The following is an 18,769-nucleotide window of genomic DNA, read 5'->3' as shown; positions in this document are numbered from 1 at the left end:
AAAGCTGAATATAAATGGGAACTCACAATTATAATTTATCAGAGCAGTTTGAGTTTGCAGGAAAGGCAAAAACCTTAAGCATTGTCGCGCTGGTTATCGGCGCAGCGGCAATTGCCTACGGTTTTTCCGATCACGCCTTACACGAGCGCACGTTCTCCAACCTGCTGCTGATGGCCTACTACTTTGCCTGCGTCTGCATGTCGGGAGCTTTTTTCCTAGCAGTTCAATTCGTAGCGCAGGCCGGTTGGTCAGCCTCGATCCTTCGCGTACCTCAGGCTATGGCACGTACACTGCCGTTAGCTGCGATCATCCTGATTGTTGTTTGCGGCCTTGGCTTGTACACACACGACCTTTACCACCACTGGAATGCACCGGGTCTGACGGATCCGAAAAGTCCAAACTATGATAAACTGATCGCAGGTAAAGCGGTATTTTTAAATGTGCCTTTCTTCCTGGGCCGTCAGGTGATCTTCCTGGGCGTATACAGCATTTTTGCCATGCTGCTGGTCAGGCTTTCTGCCAATGAAGACCTGGCGGGTGGTTTGAACTCATACAAAAAGAGCTTCAAGTATTCCTGTATCTTCCTGGTTGTGTATGGTTTTACCACTCCGATCTTTGCTTTCGATACAATCATGTCTCTTGAAGCCCACTGGTTCTCAACCATGTTCGGCTGGTACAACTTTGCCGCCATGTGGGTAAGCAGCCTGGCGATCATGGCAATCATCATCATCCTGCTGAGAAGAAGCGGTTACATGTCTTGGGTGAACAACAGCCACCTGCACAACCTTGGCCAATTTATTTTCGGTTTCTCCATCTTCTGGACGTATGTATGGTTTGCCCAGTTCCTGCTGATCTATTACGCAAACATCCCGGAAGAGACGGTATATTTCTACAAACGTTTTGAGAACTTCAAATTCTGGTTCTTCCTGAACCTGGTGCTGAACTTCCTGACGCCGGTATTGCTGCTGATGGACCGCGACAACAAACGCAGCGACAACAAGTTGCTGATCGTATCTATCCTTGTCCTGTGTGGCCACTGGGTAGATTACTACCAGATGATCATGCCCGGAACGGTAGAAGACAAAGCGGGCTTCGGCCCGATTGAAATCGGTATCGCGATTGGTTTTGTAGGCTTGTTCACTTTTACCGTTCTTTCTAACCTGGCCAAGAAACCATTGATTGCAAAGAACCATCCATTCTTACAAGAAAGTTTACATCACCACCTGTAGGATACAGGCTGATCGAATAGAATAAATAAATATTACACCAGAGTACATTGTACGGCTTTACGAAAATGAGTTTAATAAAGGTAATAGGTAATAAGAAAACAGTGGTTCTGACAGCACTGAGCACGGCGTTTGCCAGTGTAAGCGTGTTTGCCCAGGAAACTGCTGTTACAGCTACGACTACAGCTAACACCCCCGAGGCGAAAGTAGATATGGATGCGATTTATAAATCGGTCATCTTCTACAGCCTGATCTTTTTGTCGTTCTGTTTGTTCGTGGCTATCGTTGGCCGCGCAATCAGGATCTACGAACTGACCCGGGAAGTTCAGGGAAAACCAGCCGCCATTAACTGGAACAAGGTAAACGCGAGTTTATTCGCGCTGTTCCTGCTGATCGGCTTATATGGTGTTTACTGGGAATATACCGTTCACGGCAGCATGCTGCTTCCTGACGCTTCTTCCGAGCACGGCCGCAAAATCGATGAGATGTTTAACCTGACACTGATCATTACAACGATCGTGTTCATCGTTACGCACATCCTGCTGTTTGCTTTTGCTTATTTCTATAAGCATTCAGCAAAAAGACGGGCCTATTTCTACCCGCATAACAACACGATCGAGAAGATCTGGACCATTGCTCCTGCACTGGTACTGACTGTCCTGGTATTGATGGGCTTCCTGACCTGGAGGTCGATATTTTATAAGACTGAAGATCCCAATAACAAGGCACTGCAGGTTGAAGTGATCTCTGAGCAGTTCGCCTGGCAGATCCGTTACCCCGGTTCTGACGGCATTGTGGGTGACCGAAATTATAAACTGACTACCGGAGCAAACGTACTGGGTATCGATTTCAAGGACAAGAATTCACGCGACGACCAGATGGCCGACGAATTGTGGCTGCCTGTAAACAAACCAGTTAAAGTAATCCTGGGAAGCAAGGACGTTATTCACAGTTTCTACCTGCCGCATTTCCGCGTGCAGCTGAACACCGTTCCCGGCATGCGCACTTATTTTGAGTTTACGCCGACGGTAACGACGCAGCAGATGAAAGAGAAGATGAATGATCCGGCGTTTGAATATGTCCTGTTGTGCTCCAAAATCTGCGGGCAGGGCCACTACAATATGCAGAAGCGTGTTCGGGTTGTTACCGAGCAGGAATATGCAGAGTGGATTAAACAGCAGCCCGAATGGTTGAACGATGACCTGAGAAAGGCCTTCAACCTTCCTGCTTCTGCCAAGCCTGTAACGGCAGCGCCGGCGGCGGCAGCTGACACCACTGCCAAAGATTCAACTACCAATCAACCCAAGGCAGCGACAATTTAATATAAAGGAGAGAGCTAGAAAATTATGTCAACAATAGCAATACACGACACGCATCACGATCACCACGATCATGGGCACCATAAAGAGACCTTCCTGACCAAGTACATTTTTAGTCAGGATCACAAGATGATTGCCAAGCAATTCCTGATTACAGGGATCATCATGGCTGTTATCGCCATGGGTCTTTCTATTCTTTTCCGTATTCAGCTGGCCTGGCCGGATAAAAGTTTCCCTTTCCTGGAAACATTCCTGGGCAAGTGGGCCGAAGGAGGCCGTATCAAGCCTGATTTTTACCTGGCACTCGTTACGATTCACGGTACCATTATGGTATTCTTCGTACTGACAGCCGGCCTGAGCGGTACATTCAGTAACCTCCTCATTCCATTGCAACTTGGCGCAAGGGATATGGCTTCGCCGTTCCTGAACATGCTTTCGTACTGGTTCTTCTTTATGGCCTGCGCGATTATGATGGGTTCTTTCTTTGTTCAGACAGGTCCGGCCTCTGCCGGATGGACGGTGTACCCGCCGCTATCAGCCCTGCCAAAGGCCGTTACCGGTTCCGGATTGGGTATGACCCTTTGGTTAATCAGCATGGTTCTTTTTGTCGCTTCGTCCCTGATGGGCGGTATCAACTATGTGAGTACCGTTCTGAACATGCGTACAAAAGGTATGGACCTCTGGAAAATGCCACTGACAATCTGGGCGTTTTTCCTTACTGCCATTTTGGGTATCCTTTCATTCCCGGTACTGGTTGCTGGTGTTGTACTGCTTATTTTTGACCGGAGTTTCGGCACCAGTTTTTATCTTTCTGATATCGTTTTCGGTACGCAAATCCTGCCTAACGAAGGCGGTTCACCAATCCTTTGGCAGCACCTGTTCTGGTTCCTGGGTCACCCTGAGGTATACATTGTAATCATGCCTGCACTGGGTATTTCATCTGAAGTTATTTCCGTGAACGCAAGGAAACCGATCTTTGGTTACCATGCCATGGTTTACTCCCTGATCGGTATCACCGTTCTGTCTTTTATCGTTTGGGGCCACCACATGTTTGTAACCGGTATGAACCCTTTGCTGGGTGGTGTATTCATGATCACGACGCTGATCATCGCTGTACCATCTGCGGTAAAAACGTTCAACTACCTGGCCACCCTCTGGCGTGGTAACATCCGGTTTACCCCGGCCATGTTGTTTGCCATTGGCCTGGTATCTTTCTTTATCTCTGGTGGTCTGACCGGTATTTTCCTTGGAAATGCATCGCTTGACATCAACCTGCACGATACGTATTTCGTGGTTGCCCACTTCCACCTGGTAATGGGATCGGCTGCGATATTCGGCATGCTTGCCGGTGTGTACCACTGGTACCCGAAAATGTTCGGCAGAATGATGAATGCCAAACTGGGTTACCTGCACTTCTGGTTAACGTTCATTTCGGCTTACCTGGTGTTCTTCCCGCTTCACTTCCTGGGCCTGGACGGCGTACCACGTCGTTACTATGTCTTTACTGAATTTGAGTTTATGCGGAAATGGCTGACAGTGAACGTATTCGTTACCTGGGCAGCTATCCTGGGTGCCCTGGCGCAGGTTGCCTTCCTCTGGAACTTCTTTTACTCGATCTTCAAAGGCAAGAAAGCACCGCAGAACCCATGGGAGGCCAACACGCTTGAGTGGACTACACCTGTGGAGCACCTGCACGGCAACTGGCCCGGCGAAATACCGACGGTATACCGCTGGCCATATGACTACAGCAAACCGGGACATGATGAGGACTTTATCCCTCAGACCATCCCATTCTCTCAGACCATGAGCTCTAACCTGCCGCATGACTTTGAGGGGAACGAAGAGGCTGAACGCATCCAGCGTGAGTGGGATGCTCAAAACCCTCCGGCAGAACAGAAAGCACCGCTGCACTAGGTTGCAGAAAACATAGCAATGGGGTATCTGCCATAAGTTTTAACTTACAGATACCCCATTTTTTAATCCAGCACATTCGAAATGATCAACAGATCAGACAGGCATTTTATCAGGCTCAACTTCACCACGATTATCGTAACCCTGTTGCTGATTCTTGCAGGGGGGATCGTGCGCAGTACGGGTTCCGGAATGGGCTGCCCTGACTGGCCAAAATGCTTTGACCGTTATGTGCCGCCCACAACGGCCAGCGAACTGCCGGCCGGCTATGAGCAGAAGTATGTGGCGCAGCGTGTAAAAAAGAATGAGCGTTTCGCCAAAACCCTGGACCGCCTGGGCAAAGGCGACCTGGCCCACCGCATCAGGAATGACAAGTCGATCCTGGAACCGGAAACCTTCAATGCCGCTAAAACCTGGACTGAATACATTAACCGGCTGGTCGGCGCGCTGACAGGCTTTTTGCTCCTGATCCTGGCGGTTATATCTTTCCGCTACAGGAAACGGGCTACCCGCATCACTGTCTTAAGCGTGCTCAATGTTTTTGTTGTTGCTTACCAGGCCTGGCTTGGGTCTATCGTGGTTTCGACCAACCTGCTTGCCTGGGTCGTAACGGTACATATGGTGCTGGCGCTCGTTGTGATCGGCATCCTGGTTTACACATACCATTATGCCAGCAAACTTGACAAACCGAAACAGGTGATCATGTGGCGAATTAACTGGCTGAAAGTGCTTGGCCTGATCACCATCCTGCTCAGCATTGTTCAGATTGTGCTCGGAACTGAAGTCAGGGAGGCAATTGATGCTGTTTCAAAAAGCATGACTGACCTGCATCGGAGCACATGGGTAAGTAAACTGGGGAGTATATTTGACTACCACCGCGATATGGCCATCGCCGTTGTGGTGGCCAACCTGATCGTTTATAAAATGGTACGCGACCGTTTCAATGGGCGCGCTGAACCTTTGCGAATGGTTAACCTCGTGCTGCTGGCCCTGTTGATCCAGGCTGGGTCAGGACTGGCCTTATCGTATCTGGGTTTACCCCCGGTGGCCCAGGCGGTACACATCCTGTTCTCGACAGTGCTTTTCAGTATTCAATATTATCTCTACCTGTTGGTTTACAACACAGAGACATACAAACAAATAAATAACTAGGTTGAAACAGTTTTTTGCAGATTTTTCCAAGCTCATCAAGTTCAGACTCACTTTTGTGGTGGTTTTCTCTGCGTCGATCGCTTTCCTGATCGGCAGCAAACAGCATGGAGCAATTAACTGGATCAACTGGCTGATCCTGATTGCCGGGGGATTTTTGGTTACGGGCGCCGCAAACTGTTTCAATGAGCTGATCGAAAAAGACCTCGATAAGCTCATGACGCGTACCAAAGACCGGCCCATGCCCGCCGGGAGAATGACCAACGGACAGGGACTCGTTTCCGGTCTGCTGATGGGCATGCTGGGCACCTGGCTGCTGGGCAAACTGAACATTGAAACAGGATTGCTGTCTGTATTTTCCATTTTACTTTATGCATTTGCCTACACGCCCTTGAAGCAAAAGTCGCCTGTAGCGGTCTTTGTGGGGGCCATCCCGGGCGCTTTGCCGCCTCTTATCGGTTACCTGGCAGCAATGGGCAATTTCAAAGATTTTACAGATGCCGATTACCAGATTGCCGTTATCCTCTTTGTTATCCAATTCGTCTGGCAGTTTCCGCACTTCTGGTCTATTGCCTGGGTTCTGGATGATGATTACAAAAAAGCCGGGTTCAGGTTGTTGCCAACAACCCGTCGGGATAAGACCTCTGCTGCATTTGTATTTATCAGTGCCGTTTTACTCTTACCGGTCAGTTTATTGCCAAACTTTTACGGCTTTGGCGGGTACTTTATTGGCGGGGTGTCGGTATTGGCCGGACTTTACTTTGCATGGCTCTCCTTAAAACTGTTAAGAAGCCTGGAACTCGCAGATGCACGAAAGGTGATGTTCTGCTCGTTTTTTTACCTGCCATTGGTGCAGCTCATCTTGTTGTTTGATTTTATAGCGAAATAGATATGGTGACTTCTTTACCGAAACAGACTGGCAATTACGACATGAAACCTAAAAAATTCATTGTCTGGTTGTTCGTTGTTTCATCGACAATTATGTTCGGGGGCTGGACCAGTTATTACCTGGTTTTCTCCGGATCGAAAGGGAAGGGGCATGGCCTGGTTCTTCCCGATGTTTTTATTTACAGCACGTTGGTGCTGCTGGCAAGCAGCGTCTGCCTTTTCCTGGCTTCGCGCGCGCGGCATAAAAGCACATCGCTGCAAAAGCGCTACCTGCTCCTGACCATCCTGCTTGGCCTGGTATTCGCCTACCTGCAGTACAGTGCCTGGGCGCAGATGTCGCTTGGAGGTGCTTATTTCATCAATAACAACGCAGGCATCTCGATGATTTATGTGTTTACATTGTTTCATAGCCTGCACATCATTGCCGGACTGGGGCTGATCATCAGTGCCTTCTTCGGCGCCGGAAAAGTAAGCGCCGAACGTAATGGCTACCGGATGGAGATTGCATCCATATTTTGGCATTTTATAGATATATTGTGGATATATCTCTATGTTTTTTTACTTTTGAACCGTTAGATTAATTAACAAAAATTACATTCTTTCAAATGAACCCAGTATCTCAGTTAGATCAAGTTAAGACTGGCCCATGGAGCGGCGGACGCTCTCCGTGGTCAGTAGAATATGGTAAGATCATGATGTGGTTTTTCCTGCTGTCAGATGCGTTTACCTTTTCTTCGTTACTGATCTACTACGGAGCACAGCGCTTCTCAAAAATTACCTGGCCTGACCCGGATCTTGTATTTCAATCTATTCCCGGCATAACTGACAGCGGCGCACCGCTCGTGTTTGTGGGTATCATGACCTTTATCCTGATCATGAGTTCGGTAACCATGGTACTCGCAGTTGAGGCCGGTCACCGCCGCAGCAAGAAGGAAGTAATTGGCTGGATGATCGCAACGATCATTGGTGGCTTTATGTTCCTGGGCTGCCAGGCTATGGAATGGACACACCTTTTTCATGAAGGATTTGGCTGGGGAAAGATTCCATCAGAAGAACACCTGAAACACCTGTTTAACGGCGAAGTGTCGCTGGTCTCGGCACAGCAGTTTTCGAACCTTTTCTTCACCATCACCGGTTTCCACGGCTTTCACGTATTCAGCGGCGTTGTGATCAACATCATTATCCTGATCATGACCATCAACGGAACTTTTGAGAAACGCGGACATTACCTGATGGTGGAAAAAGTTGGGCTGTACTGGCACTTTGTAGACCTGGTCTGGGTATTCGTCTTCACCTTCTTTTACCTGGTTTAATCTCTATACGCATAGCATAACAATCACATGGCTGAACATCATACACATACAGACGGACATGCACACGAAGAGCATGCCGCATTAAGTAAAGGCAAAATCTGGCAGGTCTTCGGAATTCTGCTTGTTATCACCGTAATCGAGTTTATCATTGCCCTTTGGGTACTGCCGAATGGTTATATGTCTCAGGGTATCGGTAACATCATTTATATCGTGCTTACCCTGCTCAAGGCATTTTACATTGTGGCCTATTTCATGCACCTGAAATATGAGAAGCTCGGGCTGCAGTTGTCGTTAACGGTTTCATTCATATTTATCATTTACTTTATCGTGCTGATGCTGATTGAAGGAGACTTTTTGAATCTCCACATGATCAACCATTAATGAAACCCGCCTCCATAAAAAAAATATTGATCCTGGTTACCATTTTAGCGGTACCAGGATTTTTATATTATTTGCTACAGGACAAAGGAAAGAACCGTTACCGGCCTTTGCCCATTTTTGGCGAAAAAACCCTTTCAGGCACGTTTCATACCCGTCGTGGCCAGAAAATTCCTGATACGACATATCACACGCTCCGAAACCTGGAGCTGAAAAATCAGGCCGGAAACCCTGTATCACTTGCCGGTAAAGAACCTAAGGTTGTCGTGGCGGGGCTGCTGTACAGTAGGGGTGGCGATCCGGTTGCGCTGACAGCAAAAGCGCTGGAAGGCCTGAACCTGATCTACGAACGCAATCCCCTCATCCGTTTCATCACCCTTTCCGTTGATCCTGCCGACAACCCTGAAACCCTGCGTACGTTTGGAAAAAAGTACAAGGCTGCCGCCGGAAAATGGGACCTGTTGTCTGGCGATACGGCTGTTGTTTATCCCTTCATTCGCAGGGAGTTGCTTCTTGACATTGTACCGAAGCAAGACGGACAGGGCTTCGTATACAGCAACAAACTCGTGCTGATCGATACACAGCGACGCATCAGGGGATTTTACGATGCTGCCAATCCTGAAGAGGTGGCAAAATTAGATGATGAAATAAAGGTGCTCGTGGCCGAAACCCTTCGCGATGTGCGCGACGGTCGCTGATGCCGCAATTTAAATGTAATGAGCGATAAATTTTTTAAGAGACTGGTTTGGATTGTAACGGCCGTTGTGCTGCTGGTGGTCGTGGGACTGAAGCTATTGCCGCCGCCGGCCGAGACGCCCTCTTTTCTCTTCGTACTGCCACATATCATTGGCGGCATCAATGCTGCTTGTTCCATATTGCTGGTTGTTTCATTGATCTTTATCAAACAAAAGAAAATACAGGCACACAAAATCACAAACGTAATCACGTTCATGCTGTCTGCAGTGTTTCTCATTTTCTATATCCTGTTTCACTTTTACCACAAGGATACCATCTTCGGCGATGCTGACCACGATGGGCTGCTCTCGCCTGCGGAGAAGGGCCTGGTAGGCAACGTGCGCTATGTTTATTATTTCATCCTGGCTACACACATTGTGCTTGCGGCAGGCGTTCTGCCGTTAATCCTGATCAGTTTCTACCGGGGCCTGAACATGCAGGTAGCCAAACACAAAAAGATTGTGCGCTGGGCGTATCCCATTTGGCTGTATGTGGCCGTAACGGGGGTGGTGGTTTACCTGATGATCTCGCCGTACTATAATTTTTAGTTAAGTTTGTGCATTCCGCAGGTCTTAATATGACTGGAAGCCGGCTTCTATCCACAAAGTTCCTATAGCAAAAACTTTCCGAGTTTTACCTTGCCTTAAGTTCCATGGATCAAACCATCAGACGGAGCTTAAGAAGTTAGGCGCAAAAAAGGCCACCCAGCATTAGTGGCAGCCTTTTTTATAGCACGTTAGGTCCTTGAAATCAGTATTTTACAACACAGATGCCTGCCCACTCTCCATTTAATTTCCCAAACCAATTACTTCGCCTGACTTGACGCCGTGAATGTCATCAAGCTTGAACGTAGGTACACCATTTTAATTCCAATAATCGCATTTTGGAAATCAGATACCTGTGACATCTCTGCCCCTGTTTCAGTTCTTGACTCATATCCTTATGGTACAAAAATATGAGCCCCAATGGCTGACGACTGACCAGGACGAATTAAGGCGATCTCATTATTGCCACCCACTTTGTTTTTAATGTAAGTTACCAATTGATCAATCGACTGTTTATCGAGTTGTGATTCCAGCACGGCTGCAAGGTTGATCTCATTGTCATTCAACTTTGTGATCAAGGTGTTGAGTTTGTTCTGTAGCCCGAATGGTAAGTTAGGAGAGATGTTACCGATTGCTATGATCTGATCAAGCGAATAAACGAGATAATTCTTGTTATTGAAATGAATATTGATCTTACTTTGAAGCGCATTTCGCCCATGTCCGAACCGATTCTGAAAAACGAGGGCATGTTCGATTAAAGAAGCAGGTGGTGCTGCCTTTCGTTCCTTGTTCTTGTAAACGAGGCGCCGAGGTCCTGATTCCGTCGGACAACAGACAGCAAAGGGTGTTATTCCGTTAGATGACAGCTGGCAAATCTTCAACCGACCAGGATGAGCTCTGAGATTCACCTATCATCAGCTTCAGACCGGTATTATTTATGTGGACGCTTATTCCAGAGGGTCATGGTTATGCGACCGGCAACAGCCTGACTACAGAACAATCAAACCGAATCAAATACGAGAACCGTAAACGGTCAAGCCTCTTAGCGATCTAATCCCAGGCTGTATTCCTGACTTGGCCTCCTTATCGTTTTTAATGCTTAAAGGCGCTGTACCCAAGTCTTGATTGGAGATTCCTGTCTCCGCAACGCCAGGTATTGGTCCCGTTCGTCTTCAATAAACGGGCGTTCGTCGAAGGGTTGCCCTTGCTGGTATAAAGCTGGGTTTTTGTCTGCAACGTTTGGGTGTGCTTGTCGTCTTAATATCAAAACAACAACAATAAAATAAGACACTTAAAAATACAAGATCATGAAAACTTCAATCAAAACCCTCGCCCTCGCTCTTTCAGCTGTCGTACTTTCAGCCAGTGTATCCAGCGCTTACGCTGCCGATCCGAAGAAAGCAAAATCTGCAAAAGTACGTACGGTATCGGCACCATCAGGTGTAAAAAAAGTCGTGGTGAGCGGCAATGTGGAGTTGATCCTGGTGCAGGACGGCACAGAACGTGTAGAACTACTGAACGAAGGTCAGCAAACCTCTGTAACGCAAAAAGGAGATATGCTGCGCATCAGCTCAGAGGCACGCGAAACCCAGCAGGTGCGTGTATCGGTTAAAGACCTGTACCGCATCGAGGCCTCGGGCCGGGTAAAGGTGAGCACCGGTTCAGACCTGGATGTAAAATACCTGCAGATCATTCTGAAAGACGAGGCCAAAGCCACGATCGATGCAAATGTAACAGGTCTTTATAGCCTGCTTCAGGACAACTCGAACCTGACCCTGAGCGGATCGGCCGGCGAACATACCTTGCAAATGGGTAAAGTAGCCAGCATCACCATGGACAAGTTTACTTCCCAGCAATCACAGATCAATGCCCAACAGGCTGAGCAGGTTGCTTCATTATAAATAACAGGTTAGGTTAACGCTGAACGGCCGGAGGTTTTCTTCCGGCCGTTTTTTTATGATGACCCGCCTTCCCGTCATTGCAAAACCATTCACAATCGCTATCTTTGTGGTATGAAGCGTCTCCGGATTCTGCTCTCTTTTTTGATGTTGTCTGTAGCGCTGACCGCACTGACATCTGTGCCGGCACAGGCCCAGTGTGCCATGTGTTCGATCAATGCCGAACAAGGAACAAAAAACGGGAATACGCAGGGTAAGGGCCTGAACACGGGCGTACTTTACCTCCTGGCCATTCCCTATGTGCTCGTTACTGTAGTGGGTATTGTCTGGTATAGAAAATACCGCCGCAAGAACGACACGCACGTCGCTGTCCACTAATAAAAACCACATGATTAAGCCTACTACCCTGGACTTTCTTAGCCAGGTTACGCGCAACAACAACCGAGAGTGGTTTCTTGCGAATAAGGATGCATATGAAACGGCAAAACAGGATATCCACGAGCTAACGGGAAAAATCATTCCTGTGCTGGCACGAATTGATCCCAGGTTTCAGGCAGATGCCGATCCGAAGAAATGCCTGCTGCGCATCTACCGGGACATCCGCTTCAGCAAAGACAAAACGCCCTATAAAACGAATTTCGGGATATCCTTTTCCGTGGGCGGAAAAGGTGTAAATGAACCTGGTTACTTTTTGCAGCTCGAACCCGGCAAGTCTTTTCTGGCGGGCGGATCCTGGATGCCCGAGGCGGCGCACCTGAAACTGATCAGGCAGGAGATCGATTACAACGGGTCAGAATTTAGAGGCCTGGTTGAAAGCCCGGGATTCAGGAAATACTTCGAACTTAGCAGGGAAGACACATTGAAGACCACTCCGAAGGGATACGATGCCGATCATCCGGAAATCGAATACCTGAAACTGAAGAGTTTTGTCGGAATTCATGATATTGCTGACAAATCCCTGTTCGATCCAAAATTTGTGGATAAGTTGGGAAAAGCCTTCGAAAATTTATATCCGCTTGTCGTATTTTTGAGAAACGCACTTGCCTGAGCATAAGCCGGGCTTAAGATGAAACCTCAAATTTTACAAATGAAAAGAACCCCTTTCCTTTTTTTTGCGCTGCTGCTCGCCTCAGCGTTCAGTTCCTGCGTTATCCTTTCGCCGAAAAAGTATAAAGCGCTTTTGGCGGGAAAAGATTCGCTTTACAATGCTTATAATGAAGGTGTAGCCAAAATTTCAAGCCTCGAAGATGAGTTAAAACGCCTGCGCAAGGATACAGCAGACCTGCATGAGCAAATGTTCGACCTGCAGAAACGTTTTGGTGAGATGGATGCCAATTACACCAAACTCCGCAGCAACAGTTCAACAGAAATCAGTAAACTGTCAGACGACCTTAAGAAACGTGAAGCAAGGTTGAAAGAAGTGGAAGAAATTCTGCGCAAGCGGGATGCAGCCACTAACCAGCTGAAAGAAAAGCTGCAGCAGGCGTTGCTGGGCTTTACAAAAAGCGGACTGACCGTTGAGATCAGAAACGGTAAGGTATACGTCTCACTTACAGACAAGCTGCTTTTCCCCTCAGGAAGTATCATCATTGACGAGAAGGGAAGACAGGCATTGGCACAGCTTGCCAAGGTGCTGAAAGAGCAGCCGGAAATTAACATCGCCGTTGAAGGCCATACCGACTCACAAAAAATTACGAACCTGGGCCAGATCAAGGACAATTGGGACCTGAGCGTGCTGCGTGCCACATCAGTGGTGCGTTTCCTTACCGAAAATGAGAAAGTTGAAAGCGTACGCATGACCGCTACCGGAAAGGGCGAATTCCAGCCTTTGGGACCGAATACGAGTGCTGAAGGCAGAAGCCGCAACCGCAGGATTGAGATCGTCCTGTCACCAAAGCTCGACGAATTGTATGACCTGATTAAACAATAATTATACGCTCACGGAAGCCTCGGCCACGCCGGGGCTGTTTTATTGATAATAAATTAATTTTTGGTTTCAAAATTTGACTTAAAGTTGGTAACTTTAAAAAAGTTACCAACTTTGGTGGGCTCGTCATGTGTCCTCTCAGGAGCAGAGATGGATCACAGGCTGACGTTTGGCAGCGCACGCTGGTAACCAGTCTGCAAACCGCCCAGGCTTCAGCCAGCGCTGTCGCCAGTCCTGATTATACTTATCCATTTAAAAAATCAAGGCTGATACTGGATGTAGGAAAATACTGCCTTACCCGGGCAGGCGTTTTCCTTACCCACAAGCTGGATTAATTCGCTAATGCCTGCACACGCTGCAGCAAATGGTTGATATCAAATGGCTTTGAAATAAATCCATCTGCACCACAATCCTTACAAATGTTGTCTTTGGCTGAATAGGCCGCAGACATCATAATGACCGGAATGTTTTTCCACTTGTTTTCATGTTTGATCTTGTGACAAACATCAATGCCGTTTCCGTCAGGAAGCATTACGTCGAGAATGATCAGATCAGGACGCTGCTGTTCAATGTCAGAACAGAAGTCAGACACCCTGCCAGTGGCTTTGACACGGTAGCCGTTATTGTCGAGTACATAAGCAAGGATATCGCTGATATCCGGATCGTCTTCCAGGAGAAAAATTGTTTTGTTCATCGCACGTTCCATTAGCATTTCCCAACAAACTTTCTTCCCGGTATAATGGGGTGTTGAGGTATAATTAATTGAGCAACATACTGATGCGCCATTTGGTTTTGAAAAAATCGTCCGGACCTTAAAAATACTGTTTCTGCTGATATACATCTTCCGGCAACGCCTTTAATACCTTAATGTTCAGAAAAATGCCCCAAAGCATCAACACTAACCGGTATCAACTTCTGCCCGATTTCGGCGTTCAATCGCTTCCCGGTGTTGACGGGGCTCCGTCTCAGACGTGCAACCGCCAGGCATCCGCCCCCGGTCAGCACGGAAATGAACTCATCCGGTCATCATTTTGCCTTTTTTGGACCCTAAGTTTCCGGCTGCTGACTGCAGGCCGTATATTCGGATAACAATCCGTTGCTTATGTTTCAGACCTCGACTTATATACATAGACGCTCAGCCCTGGTTCAGGGGCTGGGCAATGGCCTTTTCCTCTTTCTGGGCAATGAAGAAAGCCCGATGAATTATGCCGACAATACATACAGGTTTCGCCAGGACAGCACATTCCTGTACTATTTTGGCATCGGCCTGCCCGGCCTGGCTGCGCTGGTCGACAGCGAGACAGGTACCAGTACCCTGTTTGGCGACGAGATGACAATGGACCACATTGTCTGGATGGGTCGCCAGAAGACCCTGGCAGCCTGGGCTGAAGAAAGCGGCATCGATGCCGTTCAGCCAGCACGCAAGCTGCAACGTGTTTTGGAAGAGGCCGCTGCAGCAGGCAGGGCCATACATTTTCTTCCGCCGTACCGGGCCGAAAACAAGATGCGCCTGGCTGCATTAACCGGCATGCATACTGATGTTGTTGCCTCACAGGCTTCTGTCAGTTTCGTCAAGGCGGTTATCGCGCAGCGCTCTGTAAAGTCTGGCGAGGAAATCGAAGAACTGGACCTGGCATCGAACATATCAGCTCGCATGCACCTGGCGGCCATGCAGCAGGCCAGGCCGGGTATGTTTGAGTATGAGCTTGCGGCAACGATACACCGGGAAGCCCTTGCAGGCGGCGGCGATCTTGCGTACCCGATTATCCTGACCGTGAACGGACAAATCCTGCATAACCATCATCATGGCAATCTGCTGCGCGAGGGACGCCTGGTACTGAATGACTCCGGTGCCGAAACGGCCAGGTGTTATGCCGGCGACCTTACCCGCACCTTTCCTGTTGCAAAAAAATTTACAGCCCTGCAAAAAGACCTGTATAATCTCGTGCTTGCAGCTTACCGGGATGCTGTGGCCATATTGCGGCCGGGCGTACGGTACCTGGATGTGCACTTTCAGGCCTGTACGACATTGGCCCGCGGATTAACGGAACTTGGTCTGATGAAGGGGAATCCGGAGCAGGCTGTTCAGGCCGGCGCACATGCCCTCTTCTTTCAGTGCGGCACCGGGCATATGATGGGGCTTGATGTACACGATATGGAAGACCTCGGAGAGCAGTATGTTGGCTATAGCGAGGATCTGAAAAAGAACACCGCGCTTTTTGGGCTCAAGTCCCTCCGGCTGGGAAAAGAACTGCAACAGGGATATGTGCTGACTGTTGAGCCGGGCCTGTACTTCATTCCGGAGCTCATTGATCAGTGGCGGGCTGAAAAAAGATTCAGTGAGTTCATAAATTACGATGAAGCTGAAAAATACCGGGATTTTGGCGGTATCCGCGTGGAAGATGATTATGTCATTACCGCCGATGCAGCAAGAAAACTTGGCGACGACCTGATAATTGAGGCTGCAGATATTGAACGCGTCCGCGAAGCGGCGTTTTAACGCGATATACGACCTTCACTGCGCTTGGTCTGCCCGCTGGGCCAATCCTGCAGCGATGACATCATCAGCCCCTGAAGTTTAACCGGCATGGCCCGGCCTCCGGTCTGGTCGCGCCGATTTTTAACCTTAAAAATCGCTCTTTCTTAAATGTTCGGCTAATTTCGGTAAATTCATGCCCTAAAATGATGTTATGAAAGTGCTGCCTTTTACAATATTGTATGCCGACGATAAAAGCGTGATCGCTGAACGACTGGAGCAGCCGCATTTTTATCCTTACCTGCACCGGCATGATGAGTTCCAGCTTACGTGGATTGAACGCGGTGAAGGGATTTTGATAGCGGGAAACAACATGCATGCGTTCAAAGCAGGCGACCTTTTCCTCATTGGCAGCAACCTGCCCCACCTCTTAAAAAGCAACCCGGAGTATTTTGAGCATGATCCGGCAACGACCGTGAAATCAACCTCCCTTTACTTTAATGCAAAGGGGTCGATGAATGGGCTTTTTGATCTGCCCGAAATGAAAAGCGCCAAAAACTTTCTGCAACTGAACAGGCATGGATTTCGGGTACATCCCGACTGGGTGCCCGGTATTTCAGCTAAAATGCTGAAGGTTTATGAAACCTCGGGCGCACAAAATCTGATCAGCTTCGTCGAACTCCTTAGCGCCCTGCAACAGCTTGAGCAGTCAGAACCACTTTGTCCGATCGACTATTCTGCAAACATTTCTGACAACGAGGGCATCCGGCTCAGCAACATCCTGAATTTTATTATGGAACGTTACCACACGGCGCTCACGCTTGAAGAGGTCTCGAACGCAGCTTTTATGACGCCACAAGCTTTTTGCCGGTATTTCAAACGCCATACCGGCCGAAAGTTCGTGGCTTTTCTGAACGAGGTCAGGATTAATGAAGCATGCAAAAGTCTGACAGCGAGTAAACGCACCGACTCCATCTCAGATGCAGCTTATAAGGCTGGATTTAATAGTATTACAAATTTCAACCGGGTGTTCAAGAGTGTAATTGGCCGGTCGCCGCGCGCCTATATGGAAGCGTACAAGCGGCTAAACAAATATTAGCCGCAGGTAAAGATTATTCGGTCTTGTCACCGTCTTGCAGGTCAAGGCTGGTGTTTCGTGTTACGTCTGTGACCACGGTGTCCAGCTCTTTTGCCGACTCGGCCAGGTAATCCAGCAGCACCCTTATTTCATCTGTCACCTCTTCCCGCCTAAGCAGGTCTACAAGCGACATGATGCGAACCAGGGGTGCGCGAACGCCATGCGACTGCATCCAGGCAATTTCACGGAGTTTTTTGTTTTGCGCCTCAACGGCCTTCAGGTAACTGATCTGTTCAGATATATCGCGTTGAATGGAAATCCAGTGTGTAATTCTGCCCTCAGAATTACTCACCGGGCTCATGGTGATACTGACATGAAAGGGAACACCTTCGCGGGTGTAGTTGATCAGCTGAACGTTGCAGTGTTTACCCTGTAAAAAAGCCTCCCGAATGGCTTGAACACCTTGTTGCCCGCTGTCGTGTCCATGCAGAATGTCAGGCCTGCTGCCAATCAGTTCTTCACGTGAATAACCTGACATAGCCACCTGGGCTGCATTGACATACACAATGGCCGGCCCGTCTTTCAGATCTGCGTCAGTAATCAGGACGCCGTCTGTGGTATTGATAACGACAGACTCCAGCAGTTTCGACCAATGTTCTTCTTCTTTTCTGCGGGTGATGTCCTGCATGGCGCCGATCATGCGCACGGGGACGCCATCGGCCAGGCTGATAAACCCCCGGTCAAAGATATGCTTCACCTGCCCGTCGCCGCAGATAAAACGGTATTCATCCTGCCACCGCAGGATCCCCTGTGCAAGATGCTCGTTAAAACGTGAAACAACCCTTTGCCGGTCTTCTTCATGGATGTGCTCTTCCCACCAGGAAATGGTTGTCAGGTAGTCTTCCGGATTGAACTTTAAAATTCCTTTTATACCCTTGTTCCACAGAATCTTACCGGTATTCACGTTGTAATCCCAGATGATGTCGCTCGTCGCTTTTGAGACGATGTTGAAACGCTCTATATTTTCCAGCAAGGCCTTTTGGCTCGCTATAGAGTCTGTGATGTCTTTCGAGTTGCAGACAATGCCGCCAACCGCCTGTTTACTGCTCAGGTTCGTTGCCCGTGTTTCCAGCCAGCGCCAGCCGCCTTCGCTGTCCCTGAAGCGAAAGGGGCTGAATGTAATGTGTTGCATGCGTCTCAACCGGTCGGCCTCGGCAAGCAGGCGCGCCCGGTCATCGTCGTGGATAAAATCGAACACGTGGTGGCCGGTGATCTCTTCGGCCGGTATACCTAAGATACGAACAGAGGTGGGGCTGACATAGGTGTACCGCAGCTCACTGTCCAGAATGGCTATCAGGTCCGATCCCTCCTGCACCAGGGCACGAAACCGCTGCTCGCTAAGCTCAAGCTCGTGTTCCGTTCGGATTTTTTCGGTGATATCGCTCGCCAGTACGATCCGGGCTTTGCGACCCTCAAAATCGATCAGGTTGCTTTCTATGTTTACATAGATCAGCGAGCCGTCTTTTTTGAGGTGCCGGAAAATATTCTGGTAAAAGCGGCCTGACCGGGCGTTTTCCCTGACCAGATTCTCAATGGCCGGCGCATCATCCTGCGGCCTGATGTCATTGATCGTCATGTTAAGAAACTCCTCGCGGCTGTAACCATAATTCCTGGTCGCCGCATTATTAACGTCCAGAAAGGCAAGGCTTTGGACGTCGAACAGCCACATTGGCAACGGCGATAGCAAAAATAAATTATAATAACTTGACTGGGTCATCTGGCAGACGGCGGTTTGTATTTGCGTTTATTTTTGGTCGGGAACCCGTTGGGGCAAATAAACATACTGGTATTTGCCGTCAATTCAAAGCAGGCATGTGAACATTTGGGGTATTATTTTGCAGCAGCCTGGTCTGGCTGCTGCAGTAA

Annotated in this window: 19 protein-coding genes; 16 read left to right on the top strand and 3 right to left on the bottom strand. The window is 48.6% G+C overall.

What is annotated here, in order from left to right; all coding sequences use genetic code 11:
- The first annotated feature begins 14 nt into the window (after window positions 1-14).
- The 10 genes from C7T94_RS00810 to C7T94_RS00765 all read left to right on the top strand — a co-directional run bounded on the left by C7T94_RS00810 (window position 15) and on the right by C7T94_RS00765 (window position 9,467).
- Complete coding sequence (locus C7T94_RS00810; protein ID WP_107212735.1) at window positions 15-1,229, top strand: quinol:cytochrome C oxidoreductase; 1,215 nt, start codon at window positions 15-17, stop codon at window positions 1,227-1,229.
- Between the two features lie 101 nt (window positions 1,230-1,330).
- The gene (locus C7T94_RS00805) at window positions 1,331-2,548 is read left to right on the top strand and encodes a cytochrome c oxidase subunit II (protein ID WP_239494894.1); all 1,218 of its coding nucleotides are present in this window, start codon (window positions 1,331-1,333) and stop codon (window positions 2,546-2,548) included.
- 24 nt (window positions 2,549-2,572) lie between these two features.
- Window positions 2,573-4,459 (top strand): cytochrome c oxidase subunit I, encoded by a 1,887-nt coding sequence (locus tag C7T94_RS00800; protein ID WP_204353187.1) that lies wholly within the window; start codon window positions 2,573-2,575, stop codon window positions 4,457-4,459.
- 81 nt (window positions 4,460-4,540) lie between these two features.
- A complete protein-coding gene (locus C7T94_RS00795) occupies window positions 4,541-5,608 on the top strand; it encodes a COX15/CtaA family protein (protein ID WP_107212730.1) in 1,068 nt (355 codons plus the stop codon).
- A gap of 1 nt (window position 5,609) precedes the next feature.
- Window positions 5,610-6,494, top strand: coding sequence for a heme o synthase (gene cyoE, locus C7T94_RS00790; RefSeq protein ID WP_107212728.1), 885 nt, complete (start codon window positions 5,610-5,612; stop codon window positions 6,492-6,494).
- A 41-nt stretch (window positions 6,495-6,535) separates the two neighbouring features.
- Window positions 6,536-7,069 carry a cytochrome c oxidase subunit 3 gene (locus C7T94_RS00785; protein WP_239494893.1) on the top strand — a complete coding sequence of 178 codons (534 nt, stop codon included), beginning with the start codon at window positions 6,536-6,538 and terminating at the stop codon, window positions 7,067-7,069.
- A gap of 29 nt (window positions 7,070-7,098) precedes the next feature.
- Window positions 7,099-7,806, top strand: coding sequence for a cytochrome c oxidase subunit 3 (locus tag C7T94_RS00780; RefSeq protein ID WP_107212724.1), 708 nt, complete (start codon window positions 7,099-7,101; stop codon window positions 7,804-7,806).
- Between the two features lie 27 nt (window positions 7,807-7,833).
- Window positions 7,834-8,187, top strand: coding sequence for a cytochrome C oxidase subunit IV family protein (locus C7T94_RS00775; protein WP_107212722.1), 354 nt, complete (start codon window positions 7,834-7,836; stop codon window positions 8,185-8,187).
- Window positions 8,187-8,882 carry an SCO family protein gene (locus C7T94_RS00770; RefSeq protein WP_107212720.1) on the top strand — a complete coding sequence of 232 codons (696 nt, stop codon included), beginning with the start codon at window positions 8,187-8,189 and terminating at the stop codon, window positions 8,880-8,882. Before C7T94_RS00775 ends, C7T94_RS00770 begins: the two co-directional genes overlap by 1 nt.
- An 18-nt stretch (window positions 8,883-8,900) precedes the next feature.
- Window positions 8,901-9,467 carry a DUF420 domain-containing protein gene (locus tag C7T94_RS00765; protein ID WP_107212718.1) on the top strand — a complete coding sequence of 189 codons (567 nt, stop codon included), beginning with the start codon at window positions 8,901-8,903 and terminating at the stop codon, window positions 9,465-9,467.
- Window positions 9,468-9,859: 392 nt separating this feature from the next.
- Here C7T94_RS00765 and C7T94_RS19260 read toward each other — a convergent pair whose 3' ends face one another.
- Entirely contained in the window at window positions 9,860-10,042 is a 183-nt protein-coding gene (locus C7T94_RS19260; protein ID WP_162618506.1) for a hypothetical protein, read from the bottom strand.
- A 729-nt stretch (window positions 10,043-10,771) separates the two neighbouring features.
- Between C7T94_RS19260 and C7T94_RS00755 the strand changes: the two genes are divergently transcribed.
- The 4 genes from C7T94_RS00755 to C7T94_RS00740 all read left to right on the top strand — a co-directional run bounded on the left by C7T94_RS00755 (window position 10,772) and on the right by C7T94_RS00740 (window position 13,292).
- A complete protein-coding gene (locus tag C7T94_RS00755; protein WP_107212716.1) occupies window positions 10,772-11,365 on the top strand; it encodes a GIN domain-containing protein in 594 nt (197 codons plus the stop codon).
- Window positions 11,366-11,476: 111 nt separating this feature from the next.
- Window positions 11,477-11,740, top strand: coding sequence for a hypothetical protein (locus tag C7T94_RS00750; RefSeq protein WP_107212714.1), 264 nt, complete (start codon window positions 11,477-11,479; stop codon window positions 11,738-11,740).
- 10 nt (window positions 11,741-11,750) lie between these two features.
- Entirely contained in the window at window positions 11,751-12,410 is a 660-nt protein-coding gene (locus C7T94_RS00745; protein WP_107212712.1) for a DUF2461 domain-containing protein, read from the top strand.
- A 39-nt stretch (window positions 12,411-12,449) separates the two neighbouring features.
- A complete protein-coding gene (locus tag C7T94_RS00740) occupies window positions 12,450-13,292 on the top strand; it encodes an OmpA/MotB family protein (protein ID WP_107212710.1) in 843 nt (280 codons plus the stop codon).
- A 328-nt stretch (window positions 13,293-13,620) separates the two neighbouring features.
- Here C7T94_RS00740 and C7T94_RS00730 read toward each other — a convergent pair whose 3' ends face one another.
- A complete protein-coding gene (locus tag C7T94_RS00730; protein WP_162618505.1) occupies window positions 13,621-13,983 on the bottom strand; it encodes a response regulator transcription factor in 363 nt (120 codons plus the stop codon).
- A gap of 408 nt (window positions 13,984-14,391) precedes the next feature.
- Between C7T94_RS00730 and C7T94_RS00725 the strand changes: the two genes are divergently transcribed.
- Both C7T94_RS00725 and C7T94_RS00720 read left to right on the top strand, forming a co-directional pair.
- Window positions 14,392-15,789, top strand: coding sequence for an aminopeptidase P family protein (locus tag C7T94_RS00725; protein ID WP_107212705.1), 1,398 nt, complete (start codon window positions 14,392-14,394; stop codon window positions 15,787-15,789).
- A 190-nt stretch (window positions 15,790-15,979) separates the two neighbouring features.
- Window positions 15,980-16,864 (top strand): AraC family transcriptional regulator, encoded by an 885-nt coding sequence (locus C7T94_RS00720; RefSeq protein WP_107212703.1) that lies wholly within the window; start codon window positions 15,980-15,982, stop codon window positions 16,862-16,864.
- 13 nt (window positions 16,865-16,877) lie between these two features.
- Here the strand turns inward: C7T94_RS00720 and C7T94_RS00715 are convergent, their stop codons facing one another.
- The gene (locus C7T94_RS00715) at window positions 16,878-18,620 is read right to left on the bottom strand and encodes a PAS domain-containing protein (RefSeq protein ID WP_107212701.1); all 1,743 of its coding nucleotides are present in this window, start codon (window positions 18,618-18,620) and stop codon (window positions 16,878-16,880) included.
- Window positions 18,621-18,769: the final 149 nt, after the last annotated feature.

Origin of the sequence: Pedobacter yulinensis (assembly GCF_003029735.1) — a bacterium.
In the GTDB taxonomy this organism is placed as follows: Bacteria; Bacteroidota; Bacteroidia; order Sphingobacteriales; family Sphingobacteriaceae; genus Pedobacter; species Pedobacter yulinensis.
This window is presented reverse-complemented; position numbering and strand designations above follow the sequence as displayed.